The organism is Lentzea sp. NPDC051213, from assembly GCF_044455585.1.
Lineage (GTDB): Bacteria > Actinomycetota > Actinomycetes > Mycobacteriales > Pseudonocardiaceae > Lentzea.
On the sequence record NZ_JBITEX010000002.1, the window covers coordinates 590,694 to 610,443 of the forward strand.

General features: G+C 68.0%; 12 protein-coding genes and 2 pseudogenes. 5 read left to right on the forward strand and 9 right to left on the reverse strand.

The window, feature by feature from the left end; translation table 11 throughout:
- The first annotated feature begins 231 nt into the window (after positions 1–231).
- Complete coding sequence (locus ACIA8G_RS09460) at positions 232–1,782, forward strand: CocE/NonD family hydrolase (protein WP_396417887.1); 1,551 nt, start codon at positions 232–234, stop codon at positions 1,780–1,782.
- Positions 1,783–1,834: 52 nt separating this feature from the next.
- On the opposite strand, the gene rfbH is transcribed toward ACIA8G_RS09460, so the two are convergent.
- The 3 genes from rfbH to ACIA8G_RS09475 form a co-directional block, all read right to left on the reverse strand.
- Positions 1,835–3,160, reverse strand: coding sequence for a lipopolysaccharide biosynthesis protein RfbH (rfbH, locus tag ACIA8G_RS09465; RefSeq protein ID WP_396417888.1), 1,326 nt, complete (start codon positions 3,158–3,160; stop codon positions 1,835–1,837).
- Entirely contained in the window at positions 3,157–4,230 is a 1,074-nt protein-coding gene (locus tag ACIA8G_RS09470; protein ID WP_396417889.1) for a nucleotide disphospho-sugar-binding domain-containing protein, read from the reverse strand. The genes rfbH and ACIA8G_RS09470 overlap by 4 nt, the downstream gene beginning before the upstream one ends.
- 157 nt (positions 4,231–4,387) lie before the next feature.
- On the reverse strand, positions 4,388–5,008 hold the full coding sequence (locus ACIA8G_RS09475; RefSeq protein WP_396417890.1) for an SMI1/KNR4 family protein: 621 nt from the start codon (positions 5,006–5,008) through the stop codon (positions 4,388–4,390).
- Positions 5,009–5,148: 140 nt separating this feature from the next.
- Here ACIA8G_RS09475 and ACIA8G_RS09480 point away from each other — a divergent pair, with 140 nt between their 5' ends.
- Positions 5,149–7,473, forward strand: coding sequence for a NucA/NucB deoxyribonuclease domain-containing protein (locus tag ACIA8G_RS09480; protein ID WP_396417891.1), 2,325 nt, complete (start codon positions 5,149–5,151; stop codon positions 7,471–7,473).
- A 58-nt stretch (positions 7,474–7,531) separates the two neighbouring features.
- Here ACIA8G_RS09480 and ACIA8G_RS09485 read toward each other — a convergent pair whose 3' ends face one another.
- Entirely contained in the window at positions 7,532–8,788 is a 1,257-nt protein-coding gene (locus ACIA8G_RS09485; protein ID WP_396417892.1) for a hypothetical protein, read from the reverse strand.
- 101 nt (positions 8,789–8,889) lie between these two features.
- Here ACIA8G_RS09485 and ACIA8G_RS09490 point away from each other — a divergent pair, with 101 nt between their 5' ends.
- On the forward strand, positions 8,890–12,384 hold the full coding sequence (locus ACIA8G_RS09490; RefSeq protein WP_396417893.1) for a hypothetical protein: 3,495 nt from the start codon (positions 8,890–8,892) through the stop codon (positions 12,382–12,384).
- 108 nt (positions 12,385–12,492) lie between these two features.
- Positions 12,493–12,867: a hypothetical protein gene (locus ACIA8G_RS09495; RefSeq protein ID WP_396417894.1), complete on the forward strand. Its 375-nt coding sequence runs from the start codon at positions 12,493–12,495 to the stop codon at positions 12,865–12,867.
- Positions 12,868–12,970: 103 nt separating this feature from the next.
- Here the strand turns inward: ACIA8G_RS09495 and ACIA8G_RS09500 are convergent.
- The 3 genes and pseudogenes from ACIA8G_RS09500 to ACIA8G_RS09510 form a co-directional block, all read right to left on the reverse strand.
- A pseudogene (locus tag ACIA8G_RS09500) lies at positions 12,971–13,200 on the reverse strand (lysine 2,3-aminomutase); the annotation flags it as partial.
- A 4-nt stretch (positions 13,201–13,204) separates the two neighbouring features.
- Positions 13,205–13,429, reverse strand: a complete 225-nt coding sequence (locus ACIA8G_RS09505; RefSeq protein WP_396418709.1) for a hypothetical protein — start codon at positions 13,427–13,429, stop codon at positions 13,205–13,207.
- Entirely contained in the window at positions 13,417–13,953 is a 537-nt protein-coding gene (locus ACIA8G_RS09510; RefSeq protein WP_396417895.1) for a class I SAM-dependent methyltransferase, read from the reverse strand. The genes ACIA8G_RS09505 and ACIA8G_RS09510 overlap by 13 nt, the downstream gene beginning before the upstream one ends.
- A gap of 977 nt (positions 13,954–14,930) precedes the next feature.
- On the opposite strand from ACIA8G_RS09510, the gene ACIA8G_RS09515 reads away from it, so the two are divergent.
- The gene (locus ACIA8G_RS09515; RefSeq protein WP_396417896.1) at positions 14,931–18,590 is read left to right on the forward strand and encodes a beta-galactosidase; all 3,660 of its coding nucleotides are present in this window, start codon (positions 14,931–14,933) and stop codon (positions 18,588–18,590) included.
- Positions 18,591–18,669: 79 nt separating this feature from the next.
- Here ACIA8G_RS09515 and ACIA8G_RS09520 read toward each other — a convergent pair whose 3' ends face one another.
- Together ACIA8G_RS09520 and ACIA8G_RS09525 are read right to left on the reverse strand one after the other, a co-directional pair.
- Entirely contained in the window at positions 18,670–19,020 is a 351-nt protein-coding gene (locus ACIA8G_RS09520; protein WP_396418710.1) for a hypothetical protein, read from the reverse strand.
- A 283-nt stretch (positions 19,021–19,303) separates the two neighbouring features.
- Positions 19,304–19,450: pseudogene (locus ACIA8G_RS09525) on the reverse strand (transposase); the annotation flags it as partial.
- Positions 19,451–19,750 lie beyond the last annotated feature (300 nt).

Below are 19,750 nucleotides of genomic sequence, written 5' to 3' on the forward strand. Positions count from 1 at the left end.
GTAGTCGGGCACCAATTGAAACGTTATAAGACGCTGGTCGACCACCGCGTCGTCAGCAAGGGCGCCCCTCTGGGACGCGCCGATGCCTGAACGGGCGAGTGGTGTGCCTGAAGTCTTGAGGTGCGAACACTTCAGGGGTGCCACACTTCCGGCATGCTCCACTTTGGACTTTCAGTTCTGTTGGCGGTAGGGGGATCCCCGGCAGTGACCCCCGCGGCGCCCGAGGAGGCTGTGATCGAGACCGTCTCAATTGAGACAGGGCTGGACACAGATCGCGACGGCGTCCTGGACCGGGTCTGGGCGGACATCATGCGCCCCGGGACCAGCGAGAAGGTGCCCGTGGTGATGGAGGCGAGCCCGTACCACGAGGGGTTCAAGGACAGAGTGGCCGATCCGGCGGCCGGGCCCGGCTTCACCGGTGAGGTTCGCTACCACTGGCCGGCGTTCCGGATGGCGGCTCGCGGGTACGCGTACATCTGGGTGCAGGTCCAGGGCACCGGCCGGTCCACGGGCTGCACCGATGTCGGTGGTCCGGACGACCTCCGGTCGATGGCCGGGGTGATCTCCTGGCTGACCGGCGGTGGCAAGGCGTGGAACCGGGCGGGAGAACCGGTCACGGCGTCCTGGAGTTCCGGGTCGGTGGGCATGATCGGCCACTCCTACGACGGCACACTGGCGATCGGGCTGGCGTCGGCAGGCGTGCGAGGGCTCAAGGCCATCGTGCCGACCTCGGCCATCTCCCGCTGGTACGGCTGGACGAGGATCAACGGTCTGCTCAAGATCGGGCGAATCGACAGCATGTCGAAGCTCGCGGCGAAGGTGGCCGGTCCTGACGCCCGTGCCCGCTGCGCGTGGAAGCGCGACGAGATCCGAGTGGCCGAGGACAGCGAAAACGCGGACATGAACGCGTTCTGGGACGCCCGCGACTACGTCCGGGACACCAGCAGGTACACCGCAGCCACGCTGACCATGACCGGGCAGCGAGACTTCAACGTGCCGATCACCCAGTTCACCCCGCTGTGGGAAGCGCTCGGTGCTACGGGCGTGCCACGCCGCGCGTGGATCACCGAGGCCGACCACAACTACGTTCCCGGCAAGGGCCGCTTCGACGACTGGAACGACCTCGTCGACCGCTGGTTCGACCGCTGGCTGCGTGGTGAACGCAACGGGGTCGACCGCGAACCTGCCGTCGACGTCCAGGACGTCGACCAGGAGAACTGGGTGCAGCAGGCACGCTGGCCCCAGTCACGACACGTGCGTTTCTTCGCAGGGCAGCCGGTGTCCGGACGCGCGCCTCTCCGGCTGGCTCCGGCCAGCGGGACCTTCGACATCGTGCCGACTGGCGAGAACAAGCCGCTGTTCGACACCGCGGGAGGCGCACCGATCCGGCTCTTCGCGGCCGGTCCCGTCCGCGCGGCGAGCACCCGGATCGCCGGCACACCCGTGGTGACGGCGTCGGTGACCCCCACGACATCGAGCACGCCGCTGTCGGCCTACCTCGTCTCCTTCGCCGACGGAGACCAGTACGTGACGGCCCTCGCCAGGGGCGTGATCGACCTCAAGAACCGCCAGTCGTTGCGCACTGCCACACCGCTGACGCCAGGTCAGCCGGTGTCGGTGCGGTTCGCACTGGGCGCGGTGGACCGGGTCGTTCCCGCGGGACACCGGCTGGGTCTGGTGCTGATCGGCGACAACTTCAACATGGACACGCACGCCGACCCTCTCGCCGGGCCGTTCACCGTCAACCTGGCGGGTACGAGCATCTCCGTGCCGATCGCCTGACGCAGAACTTCGGTTGCCGCCCAGGAAGTTCCTGAGCGGCAACCGAAGTGCGTCACGCGGCTGCCGACTGGCCCAGTGCCACGAAGTCCCCGATCGACGAGGTGACGTAGTCGATCATCTCCTCGGTCAGCCGCGGGTGCGTGCCGAGCCAGAACGTCCGCTCGGTGATCAGGTCGCTGTTCCTGAGCTCCCCGGACACCCGGTGCTCGATGGAGCGGTAGGCGGGCTGCCGGAGCAGGTTCCCGCCGAACAGCAGCCGGGTGGCGATCTTGCGGTCGTCCAGGTATTGCACGAGTTCGTTGCGGGAGAACGGCAACGACGGGTCCAACGTGATCAGGAACCCGAACCACGACGGCTCACTTCCCGCGGTGGCCTCCGGCAGCACCAGCCCCGGCACACCGGCGAGACCGTCCCGCAGCAGCTGCCAGTTGCGTCGCCTGGCGGCCGTGAACCGGTCGAGCTTGCGCAGCTGCGTCACGCCGAGAGCGGCGTTGAGGTCGGTGGACTTCAGGTTGTAGCCGATGTGCGTGTAGATGTACTTGTGGTCGTAGCCGGCCGGGAGCGTGCCCATCTGCCACTCGAACCGCTTGAAGCACGTGTTGTCCTTCGCCGGCTCGCACCAGCAGTCACGGCCCCAGTCGCGCATCGACTCCATCACCCGCGCCAGCTTCAGGTTGCTGGTGGCGACCGCACCGCCTTCGCCGGTGGTGATGTGGTGGGCCGGGTAGAAGCTCAGCGTCGACACGTCGCCGAACGTGCCGGTCAGCTTGCCGTTCAGGGTGGAACCGAAGCCGTCGCAGTTGTCCTCGACCAGCCACAGGCCGTGCTCGCGGGCGATCCGGCTGATCTCGGCGGCGTCGTAAGGATTCCCGAGCGTGTGCGCCAGCGCGATCGCCTTGGTGCGCGGGCCGATCGCCGCCTCGACGGCCGCCGGGGTGACGTTGTAGGTGCCGAGCTCGACATCGACGAAGACGGGCACCATGCCGTTCTGGATGATCGGGTTGACCGTGGTCGGGAAGCCCGTCGCCGCGGTGATCACCTCGTCGCCCGGCCGCAGTGCCCTGGCTCCCAGCGCGGGTGAGGTGAGCGCACTGATCGCGACCAGATTGGCGCTGGAGCCCGAGTTCACCATGAGCGACTTGCGAAGTCCCAGCGTGCGCGCGATGCCGGACTCGAACTCGCGGGTGTGCTGGCCCGACACGATGCGCATGTTCAGCGCTGCCTCGGCCAGTGCGACGCGGTCGTCCAGGTCGAACACCGCGCCACCGGTCAGCACCGGTGTCTTGCCGGGCACGAAGTCGTACTCCGCCTCCTGGTGGTGCGCCCGCACGGCTGCAAGCACCGCGTCTTCTTTGAGCTCTGCGGCTTCGGCGGTCATGCGGCGACTCCCAGCAGTTGTGCGGCGACTTCGGAAGGGGACAGCAGGCCCTCGTTCTCCGCGCGCAACCGGGCGGCGACCTCGCGGGCGTTCGGGTTGCGCAGCAGACCGAGCACGGCCTCGCGCAGGTTCTCGACGCTGGTTTCGCCTGGGTGCAAACAGATGCCCGCGCCAGCCGCCGCAACGCGATCACCGTGTTCGAAGTGGACGCACATCTGCGGCAGCATCAGCTGTGGCACGCCGTTGGCCAACGCCCCCAACACGCTGCCAGCTCCGCCGTGCGTGATCGCCAGATCGCAGGTCGGCAGCAGATCGAACATCGGGATGCCGCGCACTACTCGCACGTTCGGCGGCACGTCCGCACAGCCGAGTCCGGAGCCTGCGCCCACGATCACCTCGACGTCCACATCGGACAGTGCCGTGAGCACGCGCCGCAACACGGAGTCGTGGTCGCCCGAGATGGGCACATTGCCCAGCGTCACAGCGATCCGTGGCCGGGTGCCGCGCTCCAGCGCCCACTGCGGCAACACGGCCGAGCCGTTGAACGGCGTCCACGTCATCGCGAGCGACGAGCACTCAGGCGCACCGGTCTGCAGGCTGGGCGGACACACGTCCACCCACCGCGAGGGTGCCGCAGGCCGTCCCCACTCGCGGTACAGCGGTTCCAACCGGCGGTGCGCCTCGGCATCGACGGACGGCGGCAGCATCAGGCCCCAGCCGTGCTTGATGGTCGGGATCCCGTGCCGCGCCGCGACCACCGGACCCGCGTACTCCCACGACGTGTGGATGAGCACGTCCGGCTGCCACCGCTGCACGACGTCGTCGACGGCCTCGATCATCTTGTGCGCCAACGGAACGTAGTAAGACGCGACGTGGTCGGCGAGCGACGCCGGACCCGGCTCCTGCGGCGGCCGGGACCCGTGGTCGGGCGCCAGGTCGGACAACACCACGTCCGCGCCGAGCGACACCGAACACAACCCGGTGCGGGAGACGACTTCCGTCATCGTGTCCGGCATCGCCACCAGCACATGATGACCAGCGCTGCGCAACGCCCAGAGCAGCGGGATCATCGGATAGAAATGGCCCTGATTGGGGGCGCTTGTCACCATCGCCTTCACGGTGCAAGAACGTAGTTCCGGATGGCGTTACGACCGGATGGCAGACGGACGTCTCTGCACCTTCGACTAGCCGCGTGCACCTTCGGCCTGCCGGCGTCCAGGCCGGGCGTCAACTGCCGTAGCGGAAAGTCTCGCTCGCGACCCACCTGAGCGTTCCGTCCTCGACCGCTGGTTCGTAGGTCGCCGCGGTGAAGAACCGCGCGGCCGCCTGTTCCGCGTGCCATCGCAGAGCCGGCCGGTCGTGGACGAGGGCGTCGGCGACGTCGGCCAGCATCTCGGCGACGCCCTGCCACCGCGTCACGCCGAGGCTGCCGTCGTCCCTGGCCCAGTCGCGCACGCAGCCTCGCGCGTCGCCGGTTCTGAGGTCGACGAAGAGGAAGTCGCCCGTGCCCGCGGCGGCGATGGGGAGGAACTCCGGGAGGAAGACCCCGGATCGGCTGCCCGCTTCCTCTTCCTCGTCCAGCACGGGATCGGTGCGCAGGCCCTCGTACGCGGCAAGCGCCTCCTCGGCAGACAGCGGCGCGTAGAACGGCGGCAGGAGGTCAGAGTGGCCGGCCCCGCCGGTCAGTCGCCACCAGATGGCCAGGCTGTGGGGCAACGGCAAGGGGAACCGGGTGAGCTGATCGTCCACTTCGGACGAAGGTGCGGCGACGGAAGCGCGGGTGCGCGGTGCGTTCATGCGCAGCCACGTGGAAATCCGTTCCCAGGAAACCTCGACGGGCTCGGTCATGCCTACATCCTGGACCACGGGGCGGGTCGTTGGTCCGGAAGGCGGTACTTCGTTCTTGGTCTTCCCCTCACCATCGAGTTGGGGAGAAATCACATTTGAACAACTGGGGGTTACTTGTGTCTTCAGACACGAGCGTTTTCGTGCTGCGATTACACCGAAGAGTCAAGGCGTTGCTCGCCGGCCTCACGATCGTCGGAAGCACGCTTGCCGCCGCGCCGTTCACCGCGGCCGGCGCTCCTGATGTCGTGGCGGCGACTCAGGTTTCGCTGCCACCTCTCGTCATCACCACATCCGACGACAGGTTGGCCTACATCACTCGCAAGCCCGGCAGGTTCCGGCACGTCGAGCTGCGGGGCGTCGGAGGTGAGTCCGCTTACCACGCCGTCCCGGTGAGCCCCGAGGTCGACGTCCGCAACGCCGCCGTCGTCGAGACGAACGACGGTGGGCTGCAGCTGTTCTCCAACAAGGACGGCACGATCTGGACCACGAAGCAACAGGGCCGTGACGGCGCGTGGTCGGCGTGGGTTTCGCTGGGAGGTAAGAATCTCTACGCCCTACCGCCCGCGGTGGCGCGCGGCCGCGGTGGTGCCCTGTGGCTGTTCGCCACCGGCACCGACGGTGCCGTGTGGGCACGATCTCAGCGTGGTGCTGACTGGTCACCGTGGTTCTCGTTGGGCGGTAAGAAGCTCGACACATCACCATCGGCCGCTCGTGGCGTCGGCGACGCCCTGGAAGTCGTCGCGTCGGCGAGCAACGGCGCGGTCTGGAAGGCGGCGCAACGTCCGGGCGGCGACACCTTCGCACCGTGGGAACGCATCAGCGAGGCCGGCTTCGCGAACAACAAGTCCACGGATCCGCAGGTGATCACCCGCCCCGACCGCAGCCTGGAGGTCGTGGTGCGTCGCGCCGACGGCCATGTCGCGGCCAAGCGGCAGGCAGCGCCAGGAGGCTCGTGGAGCGCCTGGACCACCTTCGACGGCCACGCGGGTGTCGGCCAGCCCGCGGTGATCCTGGAGCCGGACGGCGCGCTCACCGTGCTGTCGGCCACCAACGAGCGGAAGATCTTCCGCGGCAGGTTCGGCGTCGACCCGGCCTCCGGTGCCAGGACGACCGGCAACACCTGGCAGGACTTCAGCCGCGAAGGCGCTCCGCCCATCGGTGACAGCAAGAACATCACCGGCACCGCCCTGGCGAACGGCTCGTGGGTGGCCGCCTACATCGACACCGACCGGGCGCTGGCCGAGATCAACTCGGGCGGCGTCGGCGAACCCGCTGCCACCCCCGCCGCGCCCGCGCCACCACTGCGCGACCTGGCCGCCGTGCGCGCGGACCAGGGCAGCAGGTTCTCCGAGGGCTACCCGACGGCGGCCCCACCGGCGACCGCGGCCGGCTGGACCCCGCCACCGTTGAAGTACGAGCACTTCACCTTCGAGCAGTGCCGCGACACGGCGGACGGCCCGCCGGCCAAGGAAGGCATCACCAAGAACCACTACTCGTTCTGCTGGGCGGGCACCGCCGCGATCCACTTCAAGACGAACTGCTGGCTGGGCGGGCTGATCTGCGTCGGCCGCCGAATCGTCTACACCGCCACAACGATCGCGGACGGCTCCACCCACTTCCGCCAGGCCCATTACAGCGTCCACCTCACGAACTTCGAGGACGACACCCCTGTCGACGCTGTGATGCGAATCCGCGTCGACATGCGGTGTGATCCGGTGGTGCACGCCGACGACTGCAACCCGGACAACTCGATGCGGTCGGTCGAGCGCTCGATCGCCGAGTGGAAGGTCGGCGAGGAGGCGCGCATGAGGGTGGTCGGCGACGAGCCGCCGCGCACACCGTCCAATCCGGACGCTCTGGGCTTCGGCAACGCGTGGATCTTCATCGAGGCCACCGCACCCGGCAACAGCAAGCGGAGCATCAGCACACCGAAGAACCGCGTCCGCTTCGACTCCGCCGAGTACCTGAAGTTCACCGCTTACACCGGCGGCCAGGGCGGCATCTTCCCGGACGCCAAACCGGTGCTGAACTTCCCGGTGAACACCCCGGAGTTCGCCGCCATGAAGGAGTCCGCAGCGCACTACAAGCAGGCTACCGAACACCCGGAGACCACCATCCCGAGCGTGGTGGGCAAGAGCATCCCGGGCATCGAGGGCAAGGGGGCCCTGCACCGGCTGTTCTACGACCAGCAGTGGCGCACCGAGAACGCCGACGAGGCGCGCCGCACCTGCCGGGGTCCGGAGTTCCCGCCGGGTTCGTACCCGAAGCCGGACCACGACTGCGACGAGTACCCGTTCCAGACCACTCAGGAGGGAGCGTCGCCGAACCACAACCCGCTGCGCAACTTCTCGGTGAAGGTGATCCCGTCGGCGGACAACCAGGCGGCCGGTACGTGGATCGGCGCGTGGTACGCCTATGACCGGATCGTCGACGGCGACGCGTTCCACATCCGCGTCACCATGTGATCCAGATGCGTCAACGGCCTGGTCGGCGTGTGAGCGCCGGCCAGGCCGCAGTCATCGTTCACGACATGCTGCTGAGCGGCACGCCGAACACGACGCGTTTGTCGATCACCTCACCGGACCCGTTGTAGGCGTGCTCGGTCGCGGTCCACAGCAGGCCGCTGCCGTGCTCGTAGTACAGATCCTCCCCGCCCACGGCCCAGCTGTAGGTGGTCATGGGCGCGTTGGCGTTGCCGGCGAACAGGAAGCTGTGCTTGTCCGCGGAACTGCGGCCGAGGTAGTAGCGGCCGTTCCAGGTCTGCACGCCCTGGACGTTAGTCTTCGGCGTGGTGACGGTGGTGCGCGGCACGGCCTTGCCGCCGGACAGGGTCAGCTTCCGCGTGGTGGCGTCGACCGGGTAGTGCACGACTCGGCCACCGTCGACGGCGGGATCGGTGCTGCGGCCGTCGCGGTACTCACCGACCACCAGGGAGTCCGGGGTCGTGCTGCGGTCGAGCGCGAGCGAGGAGAAGCACAGCGCGCCGGCCTGCGGCGAACACGGTGACGCGGGTACGACGGCCTGCTTGTACGTCGCGACCTGGGGCAGCACGTACCGGTAGCCGTAGGCGTAGTAGGAGCCGCCGGACAACCCCATGACGTCGTCACGCGAGGTCGAGACCTCGAGGATGCGTTCCACGTCGAACACGCGGATCCCGCGCGAGGTGTCGGCGACGTAGAGGTAGCGGCCGAGCCAGGCCATGCCGCCGGCGTGGATCGGGACGGGCTTGAAATCGGTGCCGCTCACCGGTTCCGCGAGCAGCACGTGGCGGTACTTGCCGGTGTTCCTGTCGACGAACGAGATCCGCACGCCGTGGCTCTCCGGCGTGCCCGCCTTGCCCTTGTCGTGGTACCAGGCCACCAGCAGCACGCGGTCCGAGCCCCAGAGCTCGTCGTCGTCCGCGTCGGACGACCCGCTGACGCCCTGCGGAACCCAGTAGGACACCAGGCTGTCGCCTTCGTCCCAGCAGAACCTGGCGCTGCTGTGCAGGATCTTGTCCTGGGGGAGCGGGAGGTCCGTGCGGTCGTAGTGCTCCGGCTGCGCCTGCTTGCGGCTGTCGGAGCACGAGTTGGTGCTGCGGTTGGCGGAGCCGAGCACCTCCGGCACCGGGCGGCGGGTGCCCAGTTCAGTGGTCAGCGCGGCCGCTTTGGCGTCGAGCGACCAGTCCGCGGTGAGTGCGAACGCGCTGCCGTCGCGTTCGGTGATCTGGTCCGGCGCGGCGACCGCGGGTGTTGATGTCAACGAAACGGCTACCAGCACGGGCAACCAAAACCTGCGCATGTCGATCTCCTCTGTTCGGAGAGGTTTCTATTCGGCCGGGAGTTGTCCAGCAGCCCTGATCAGCACTGGACAATCAACGGCCCTGTCTGGGGAGGAACCTGGTGGGACGGCCAGAGCGCAAGATCGATCCCGACGCCGGGCCGGTGCAGCGGTTCGCGTGGGACCTGAGACAGCTGCGGGAGAAGGCGGGCTCGCCGAGCTACCGCGAGTTGTCCAGCCGCGCGCACTTCGGCTCGACCGCGTTGTCGGAGGCGGCGGGAGGAAGCCAGTTCCCGTCGCTGGAGGTGACGCTCGGCTACGTGCGGGCGTGTGAGGGCGACGTCGACGCGTGGACCGGCTACTGGCGTGAGATCGCGGAGGAACTGGAAGCTCCCGGCTGGGACGAGCACATCGCGCCCTACCTGGGACTCGCGGCGTTCCAGGCCGAGGACGCGGCGCGGTTCCACGGCAGGGAAGCGGTGGTCGCGGGCCTGGTGGCCAAACTGGCCGACACCCGTTTCCTCGGTGTTTTCGGGCCTTCGGGGTGCGGCAAGTCCTCGTTGCTGCGCGCGGGTCTGGTGCCGGCGTTGGGAATCAGGTCGGTCGTGCTGACGCCCACCGCCCATCCCGTGGCGGAACTGCGGGCACGCACCAGCGACCAGGAACTGATCGTGGTCGACCAGTTCGAGGAGATCTTCACGCTGTGCCGCGACGAGGCCGAGCGGGATGAGTTCGTCAGCGCGTTGCTGGCACGCCGGGCGCGAGTGGTGGTGGCCGGGCGGGTCGACTTCCTCGGCCGTTGTGCGGCGATGCCTGCCCTGGTGGACGCGTTGCGCGATGCCCAGTTGCTGGTCGGGCCGATGAACGCGGACGAGTTGCGCCGGGCGATCGAGGTGCCCGCGGCGACCGCCGGCCTGGCGCTCGAACCCGAGATGGTGACCGCCGCGCTGACCGACGCGCACGGCAGACCCGGCGCGCTACCGCTGCTCTCCCACGCGTTGCTGGAGACGTGGCGGCGGCGCGAGAACGCAACGCTGACGCTCAACGGATACCGGGAGGCCGGCGGGGTCAGCGGTGCCATCGCGGCCACCGCCGAGGACGTCTACACGCGGCTGGACGAGCAGAGCCGGGACGCCGTCCGCGGGGTGTTGCTGCGCCTGGTCTCCAGCGAGGACGACCGGGTCGGCGTGCGGAGCCGCGCCGCGTTGGAGGAGATCCTCGGCGCCGGTGACCGCGACGCGACGGCGGCCGCCCTCGACGCGCTGACGACGGCCAGGCTGGTGGTGGTGACCGAGGGCGGCGCCGAGCTGGCCCACGAGGCGATGATCGAGGCGTGGCCCCGGTTACGAGGCTGGACCGACGAGAACCGCGAACGCCTGCGCCGGCACCGTGATCTCACCGCGGCCGCCCACGCGTGGGTCTGCGTCGGCCGCGATCCGGGCGCGCTCTACCGGGGAGTTCGCCTGGCCACGGCACGTGCGATCGCGGAGACACCCGACTGGCCGGCGCTGTCCACCGAGCTGGAACGCGAGTTCCTCGAGGCCAGCTCGGCACAGGAGAACTCCGAGCTCGCGACGTCCGCACGTCACACGCGCCGGTTGCGCACGCTGGTCAGGACTCTCGCCGTGCTGCTGGTCGTGTGCGCGGTCGTCGCCGTGGCCGCGGTGGTCCAGCGCCGTGCCGCCGTCGCCGAACAGCACGTCGCCCAGTCTCGTCAGCTCGCCCTGCAGGCCCAGGACCTCAGTGAGTCGTGGCCGGACGCGGCCAGAACCCTTGCTGTGTCGGCCTATCGGACCGCGCCGACCGCAGAGGCGCTCGGCGCGTTGCTCAGCACCGCCGCGTACAAGCCGGCCCGCACGGTCTTCAAGGACCACCGGGGTGCGGTCCGCGCGGTGGCGTTGAGCGGCAACGGAAAGCTCGCGTCCGCCGGCGACGACAGGTCGGTGCTGGTCCGCGATCCGGGTTCGGCGCCGGTCGCGCTCACCGGGCACCAGGCGTCCGTGCACGCACTGGCGTTCCACCCCAGCGCTCCGGTCGTCGTCTCGGGTTCCGACGACGGGCAGATCATCGTCTGGGATCTGCGCAACCGCACGCCCGTGCAGCAGATCTCGTTGCCGCACAGCAGGATCACCGGTCTGGAGTTCAGCGCCGACGGCCGGTGGCTAGCATCGGTCTCGCAGGACGGCACCGCGCTGCTCTGGGAGAAACCGGACGCGCAGTGGCGGGAGTCGGCGCGGATTCCGCACGATCTCGGCGCGCTCAACGGCGTCACGCTGAGCGGCAACGGTGATCTCGTCGCGCTGGCCGGCAAGCACGGCGCGCTGGTCTACGACCGGAACGCGAAAACCGGGCGCACGCATCGTGATCACGACGGCGCGGTGCGCACGATCGCGCTCAGCCCGGACGGCACCGTGATCGCCACCGGCGGTGAGGACAGCCAGGTCGTGCTGCGCGCCGGTGACGCAGCACCCGAGTTCCTACGCCGGCACACCGCGAGCCTCCGGTCCGTCAGGTTCACGCCCGACGGTGGCAAGCTGATGTCCGCGAGCGATGACGGCAGCATCCGCTGGTGGTCAGTGCCCGACGGCGGCTGGCTAACCGGACTGATCGGCCGCACAGGCGCGTTCTTCGCGGCCGCACTGAGTCCGGACGGCACCCGCATCGCCGCAGGTGGTGACGACAGCGTCAGCCTGTGGCCCGAAGCGCTTCCGCCGTTCACCGGACACGCCGTCCCACCGTTCGCCGTAGCCACGACCGCTGACGGCACCGTCGCGACCGGCGGGGCGGACCGGGCGATCATGGTGTGGGGAGCGGACGGCGCACGCCGTCACGTGCTCACGGCGCCGGCCACCGTGAAGTCCCTGCTGTTCCACCCCGACGGCACGCTGCTGTCCGCGGGGGAGGACGGCCCGGTCACCGTGTGGGACATCGCCGCTCGCACACCCGTCCGCACCTTCGCGGGACACCAAGGCCCCGTCACCGGGCTTTCGTTGAACCCCAAGGGAGATCTCGCGGCCTCCGGCGGCGCGGACCGCACGATCCGGCTCTTCGATCCCCGCACGCCCGCACCCGCGCGGGTCCTGCCAGCCGCACACACCGCCGAGGTGGACGCCCTGCAGTTCAGCCCGGACGGCAACCTGCTCGCCTCAGGAGGAGAGGACGGCCGGCTCGTGCTGTGGGACGTAGAGCACGACCGCCGGCTGGCCGTGCTGAGCGAGCGCAACACGGCGTTGCGCGACATCGCGTTCACCCCCGACGGCGCCACGCTGATCACCGGTGACGCGAGCGGGACGATCACGCTCTGGGACGTGGCCGAGCGTCGCGAGATCGGCACGCTGCCCGGTCAGCGCGGGGCAGTGCGGGAGATCGCCGTCAGCGAGAACCTCCTCGCGGTGGCCGGCAGCGACACGACGATCACGTTGTGGGACACAGCAACCCGCACGCAGATCGCGTCCCTCACCGGTCACGCCGGACCCGCCAACGCCCTCGCGTTCGGCGGCCAGGACGGCAGAACGCTCGCCTCCACGGGCGCCGACCCGCGCGTGATCCTGTGGGACCTCACACCGGACGCCGTCGCCGGCCGCATCTGTGAGCAGGGCGAACGCTGCCGTGGTTGACCGGGTTGGTTGTCCTGCGGCGCAGCCCGCTGCTGGACAACCCGCCCGGCACTACGAACAGAGGTGATCGCGACCGAGGGGTCTGCGACATCCCGCAAGGAGATACGGATGAAAGCCAAGTCCTTCGCCATCGGTGCGCTCGTGGCGGTCGGCGCCCTGCTCGGCACCGGCACCGCGTCCGCCGAGACCGACATCCCGTGGACCTACACCACGGACGACAACCCCGGTGGCAAGGCCAAGTTCACCGCGCACGGCGACCGCGTCACGGTGTGCGACGAGCAGGCCGACGGCTGGGGCGTCGTCGCGAAGATCCGCCGTGCGAGCAACAACGAGGTCTTCTTCGAGATCAACGACTCCAACGCCTCCGACGGCTGCAAGGAGAAGACCAAGAACATCCCGGACGGCGTCGACGTCGAGCTGCACGTCTGCCTGTACAAGGACGGCCAGGTGTGGTTCTGCGAGACCAAGAGCGGTGTCGCCTGATCAGCCCGGCCTGATCCCTCTGGGTCGTAGACGGCTGTTGCCCAGGTGACCGAACGGGGCCGCTTCCGGAGGATTTCCCGGAAGCGGCCCCGTTGAGGACTTGTCAGGCCTGGCTCGACCACCCCGTCTTGCCGGCCTCGCCAAGGGTGGAGATCGGGTCGTAGTACGGGTAGCGCCGGTCCAACGCCTCCGGGTCCTCGAGCTCGATCCCGGTCCGGTAGTTCTTGGTCCAGTTGGAAATCCCGAGCTCCCGGTCGTACTCGATCCGAGGAGTCGCGTACCGGGCAGGTAGCTTGAGGCGGATGCCTGCACGCGCCAGGCGGCCGCGCGTGGACGTTCACTCAGGTTTGGTGCATTCGAGGACGAGGAACAGCGGATGATCGAGATAGACCTGCCAGCGCTGTGAGTCGGAGCCGCCACGGAACTCAGGTGGAAGCACGGGCTCGTGCCAGGCGACGTCCCGAAGTCCAGCTGCTGCCAACTCGTGCTCGTAGGTCTGTCTCGTGTAGTAGAAGAGCTGCAGGGGGATGCGAACTCCCGCCCAGTCGATCAACGACGGCACTGGTGCCCCGTCGTGCAGAGGCCCGTCGGATACACCGACCCGAACGGGTAGTCGTTCCAACGACTGGTGTTGTGCCAGGTCGTCGGGTCCACCACGTTCATGTTGCAGGTGGTGAAACGCCCTCCTGGCCGGAGGTTGCGCGCGATGTTCTGGACCATCGAGGCCAGGGCTTCCCGCGACGGCGCGTAGTGCAGCAGCGCGAACGCCGTGATGAGGTCGAACTGCCCGATGTCGCCCATGTCGGCGACATCCGCCAAGCGGTACTCGATGCCGAGCGGGTCCCGTTCCTCGTCGCGGTTGGCGTACGCGAGCATCGCCTCCGAGACGTCGACCCCGACCACCCGCTTGGCGCCGCGCTTCTTCAGCGCGCGGGTGAACACCCCGTTGCCGCAGGCCAGGTCCAGTACGTTCTGGCCGGCGATCTCGCCTTCGACGACCTCGAGGCTGTACCCGAACAAACGGCGTTCCGGAAGGCTTTCGATGATGCTGGAGAAGTCATCCGCGAGCGCATCGTATTCCGACATCCTGCACCCTTTCTCCCTGCACGCGGTGGCATGCGCGCGGGTCACCGCGCATGCCACCGCGGCTCATCCAGTGGGCACGTGAAACCCAGGTGACTTGGTTCCCGCGGAAGGCGCCCGGTGATGGAGGGACCGAGCCGGAACCCAACCGCCCTTGATCCGAGTACGACGAGTGTCGACGTTGGAGCGGACCGGAAGGCGGGCACTGTGGGCTTCTCCGTTGTGATGAGCCCAGGTGCGCTTCCGACGAGGTTCGGTGAAGCGTACGCCGAGTTCGACGGTTGGTCACCGGCTTTGGCTTGCTGCCGTTGGCGAACCGGCCGCCCGGCAGCGCGTCGTGCATGTCGGCGGGACAGGTAGAGGCCTGCCTTCATGCCGTACTTGTGGGCGGAGTCGGCGAACTCCTTGACTCCCGGTCCTGACAGGTGTTCACGCCGAAGGGGATGAACGCGGTTGCTACATGCGTGGCCACGCGAGCCGGCGAGGCGACCGGGTGACAGAGGCGGCCTTGTCCAGGCGCTGCGCTGGGGTATCGGTCGGTGAGATCGGTACGACCGGGGGTGGCGAGTGTGACGGGCCGCCAGCGCCAGAACCGGTGATGGTTCAGCGCGCTTCCTTCGAGCAAAGAATGGAAGGGATACCTCCGATGTATGTGCGTCGACTGAGTTGAGCAGGACCCTTTCCGGTTCGTCCGTCAATGCGGGACTTTTTCACAATCGACATTTGGTTGACCGTCGGCGCGGGTGGATACATCGGACGACTGCTGCTCGCGTGTAAATGTCGGTATTTGTGTCCACGGTGCGCGCGTATGGACCATTCGGGTGGCAAGTCATCGGCGCTTGACCGTGTGGGGTTGCCTGGTGGATCCTGGGCAGGTTCGAACACAATCCGACACAGAATAAACAAGTCTATGTTCGAACCTGTTTGATGCGTCTGTGTATTTCCCTGTGTTCCCTGCCGCTCACGGAGTGCCGACGACGATGAATCCATCCTGCCCAAGCCGATTTCGGCTGCTCACCCTGCTGCTCGCCGCCGTGCTGGCCTTCGCTTCGGTGGTGCCGCCGCCCAATGCGTCCGCCGTTCCCCCGCCGAGTCCGCACAGCGTGACCTACGACGGGTACTCGTTCATGATCGACGGGAAGCGCACCTACCTGTGGTCGGGCGAGTTCCACTACTACCGGCTGCCCAGCGTCGATCTCTGGCGTGACGTCCTGCAGAAGATGAAGGCCGGCGGCTTCAACGCGGTGTCGCTGTACTTCGACTGGGGTTACCACTCCCCGCGTGAAGGCGTGTACGACTTCACCGGCGTCCGCGATGTGAACAAGCTGCTCGACATCGCCGCGGAGGTGGGTGTCTACGTGATAGCGCGGCCGGGGCCGTACATCGCCGCCGAGATCGACGGCGGCGGTTTCCCGACCTGGCTGACCACCAAACCCGGCGCGGTCAGGTCAGCCGATCCGGCCTATCTCAAGTACGCCGACGAGTGGCTGACGCGGATCGATCGCATACTGGCCGGGCGCCAGTGGGTCGACGGGCGCGGGCCGGTGATCGCCTACCAGGTCGAGAACGAGTTCTATGAGGCCACCCCACAGGGGCACGCCTACATCAGGCACCTGGCCGACAAGGCACGCGCGGATGGGATCAGGGTTCCCCTGCTCGGGAACCATCAGGGCCTGTTCAACACCGGGGAAGGGGCGCTCGACGTCGACGGGTTCGACCACTATCCGCTGTGGTTCAACTGCGCCAACCCGCAGGAATGGGACCAGGTTCCCGACGTCGAGGCGGAGCACCCGGCCGGGAAGCCGCTCTACCTGGCTGAATACCAGGGTGGCGCGTTCGACGCGTGGGGTGGCCCCGGTTACGACAAATGCGCACATCGGATGAACGACCAGTTCGCGAACGTGTTCTACAAGCACAACATCGCCGGCGGTGCGACCGCACAGAACTTCTACATGCTCTACGGCGGCACATCCTGGGGCTGGAGCTCGATTCCCCAGAACTACACCTCCTACGACTACGGTGCGGCGATCAGTGAAACCCGTCAGCTCGCCCCGAAGTACTACGAGAACAAGCTGATCGGTTACTTCACCCAGGCCGTCGCTCCGCTCACCAAAACGGATCGGCTGGCCGCGGCGGCCCCCTCCGCTCCGGATGTCATCGACACCGCGCGGGTCAACCCGGACACCGGCACCCAGTTCCACGTGCTGCGCCACCGGGACGCCACGTCGACCGCAACGTCCGACACGAGACTGGACCTGGATCTCGGCGCTGCCGGTCGGTACTCGCTGCCGCAGCAGCCAGGTACCTCGATCCGGCTGAACGGCCGCCAGTCGAAGATCCTGCTCGCCGGTTATGACCTCGGCGCGACGTCGATGCGGTACTCGACGTCGGAGCTGATGACCAACGCCACCATCGGCGGTCGGGACGTCGCCGTGCTGTACGGCGACGCGAACCAGGCAGGCGAGACGGTACTGCGCTACGCGGCCCAGCCGAAGGTGACAGTGCTCTCCGGCAGCGTGGAGTCCACTTGGGACGGTTCCCGGGGTGATCTCCGGCTGAACTACCTCCACAACGGGCTGGCCAGGGTGCTCGTCACCGGGGGCGAGCGACCGCTGCTGCTCCTGCTCGGTGACAAGGAAACCGCGAAGACCTTCTGGCGCCAGGACACCCCGGGCGGGCCAGTGCTCGTGCGCGGTACCCACCTCCTGCGTACCGCGGCGGACGGTCCCCGGCTCGCGCTCACCGGCGATGTCGGGACAGACGGCGCCATCGAGGTCTTCAGCGGTGCGCGGGCGTTCAGCTGGAACGGCCGCCCGATTGCGGCGATGCCAACCCCCAGTGGCAGTGTCGCCGGGGTCTTGCCGACCGCGAAACCGGTCAGTCTGCCCGAACTCACCGGGTGGCGGCAGCACCAGGAGGCGCCTGAGGCGCAGCCGGGGTTCGACGACTCGACGTGGCCGGTCGCGACGAAGATGTCCACCGAAAGCAGCACGCCGCCCGTGACGCTTCCTGTGCTTTTCTCCGACGACTACGGGTTCCACACCGGGAACACCTGGTACCGGGGGCACTTCACGGCGAGCGGCAAGGAGACCGGGATCGGCTTGACCAGCCTCAGCGGCGGCCGGGCCGGTCAGATCTCGGTCTGGCTCAACGGAATGTTCCTCGGCTCGGCCGACGACGGGCGGCACGACTTCACCTTCCCGGCCGGCTCGATCAAGTCCGGGGACAACGTGCTTTCCGTGCTCACCGTGAACATGGGCCACGAGGCAACCTCGCCGAGAGCCAACCGGAACAAGCTCGGGCGCGGGCTCATCGGCGCCCGGCTCACCGGCGCGCCGACGTCGGTGACCTGGCGGCTGCAGGGCGTCCGCGGAGGTGAGAACGGTATCGACCCGGTTCGTGGCCCGCTGAGCACCGGCGGGCTGTACGGGGAGCGCGCCGGTTGGTCACTGCCGAGATTCCCGGACCAGGACTGGAAACCGGTGACACTGCCCGCGAGTGTGCCGGAAGCCGGTGTCACGTGGTACCGCACCACGTCCACTTTGGACCTTCCGAAAGGCCAGGACACCTCGCTCGGAATCGAGTTCACCGACAACCCGGACCGCCGGTATCGCGCCCTGCTGTTCGTCAACGGCTGGCAGATCGGCCACTACATCAATCATGTAGGACCGCAGCACTCGTTCCCGGTGCCGAACGGCGTGCTGAATCCGAACGGCACCAACACGATCGCGCTCGCCGTGTGGAACCTCGACGCCACCACTGGAGGGCTCGGCCAGGTCAAGCTGGTGAACTACGGCAGCCATGCGTCAGCCTTGACCGTGCGGCAGAACGCGAGTCCTGCTTACGATCCGCGACGGCACGAGATGCCGGAGTCCCCGCTGCGCATGTCGCTGTCGATGCCGGACAACGTCGCGGACGGACAGCGGTTCACCGCATCCGCGACGGTGACCGCGTTGGAATCCGTCGTCAATCTCAGTCCGGAACTATCGGTTCCGGAGGGTTGGCAGGTAGGCGTGCCCACCCCGGCAACGGTCGGCCGCCTCGATGCCGGGCAGTCGGTGACCTTCACCTGGCCGGTGACCGTCAGCAAGGCGGCCAAAGTCAGCCCAGTCACCGCGAAGGTCTCCTACAGGCACGCCGGGCGCACACGATCCACAGAGGACACGAGAGTGGTGGCAACCTTGCCATCGCGACCTCCGGCAGGAGAGAACCCGATAAGCGCACTGGAGTTCCTGGCCGCGAGCAACGGCTGGGGCCCTGTTGAACGCGACAGGAGCAACGGCGAAGCCGAACTCGGCGACGGTCGTCCCATCAGCCTGCGGGGCAACGTGTTCCCACGCGGCCTGGGTGCGCACGCACTGTCGGAGATCGAACTTTACCTGGCCGGCGCCTGCGACCGATTCGTCGCGACGGTCGGCGTCGACGACGAAACGAAAGGCGGCGGTTCGGTGGCCTTCCGCGTACTGCTGGACGGCAGAACCGTGGCGACCACGCCAGTCCTGACCGGCACTTCGGCGCCGGTACCACTCGACGTCCCGGTGTCCGGCGGCCAAGTCCTCAGCCTGGTCGTCGACGACGCCGGTAACGGCAACGCTTCGGACCACGCCGACTGGGCCATGGCGTCCCTGACCTGCCGCTGAAGCACGGGCGCAGCAGGCGGACCCACAGGTCGCGGGTCTGCCTGCTGCGCCGACTGGTCCGCTGGCTCTCGTCGAAGGTCTACGGCGCTACTCGGACGAACACGTGGTGCGACCCGTCGGGCCTCACGCCGTAGAGGGTGTACCACCACTTGGGATCATCGTACTTGCACTCCTTGAACTCGTTCCGGCTGAATTGTCCGGACTTCAAGTCCGGTCCGACGTCAGCGAACACCTGGCAAGAGAAGTTGTTCGCATCGTTGAACCGCACGTTGTAGACCGTGGACTTGCCCATCGCAATGCGGCCGCTGCACTGCGTTTCCCGGTCGGTGTAGACACAGATCTTCACAACTTGAGGAGCGAAGTTGCTCAGCCGGAAGCCCCAGGTCTGATCGGCCTGGGCAACGCCAGGGCTGACCAACGTCCCGAGCATCAAGGCAGCGGCTCCTGCCGCCGCGGTCGCGGAAAGTTTCCCAATCATTATCTTGATCCCCTTTGTCTTCGACTCCGACTTTCGCCGGCATCGAAATCCTAGGCAGACACCAACTATCCAATCCATAGCGATTCGACCAATACTCTCCGACATTCGGTTCCCACGCCTCAATCAAGACGGAATCAGCACCTTTACGGATGTGCGATGTCTCAGGATGAGACAGGATTCGTGGCTCATCGAAGGTAAGCGGGTTGAGGCATCCGCGTCCTCGTCGGTCGGTGCCCTCGGATCCGGCGTTGGTGATGCCGGTGTCGATGAAGGCGAGGATTTCGGGCCACCAGGTCGACGCCGTGGTGGCGAGATGCTCCAGCTCGGACAGGCCGGAGGCGGCGCACCGCTCGTAGAACTGGGACAACCGGGCCCAGATCACGCTGCGATCGGGGGTGCGGGCCAGCGCGACACGGCCGCCTCGCGGTCACCTGCGGCCTTCCGGCGCGTAGGGAAAGCCGATGTCGTCGAACTGCTCGGAACAGCCGAACAGGCCCGGCAGTGGGACTCTCGCTACGGGGGTGGCAACCGGCGAACGTCACAGCTCACCGTCTGTCTCAAAGGGCGGGCGGCCCCGCTGCTACACGGCTCCTGCAGCGACGCTGTCGGGCGCCGGCTGTTCACCGCCACGGCGCTCAGCAAGGCGGCCAAAGTCAGCCCAGTCACCGCGAAGGTCTCCTAC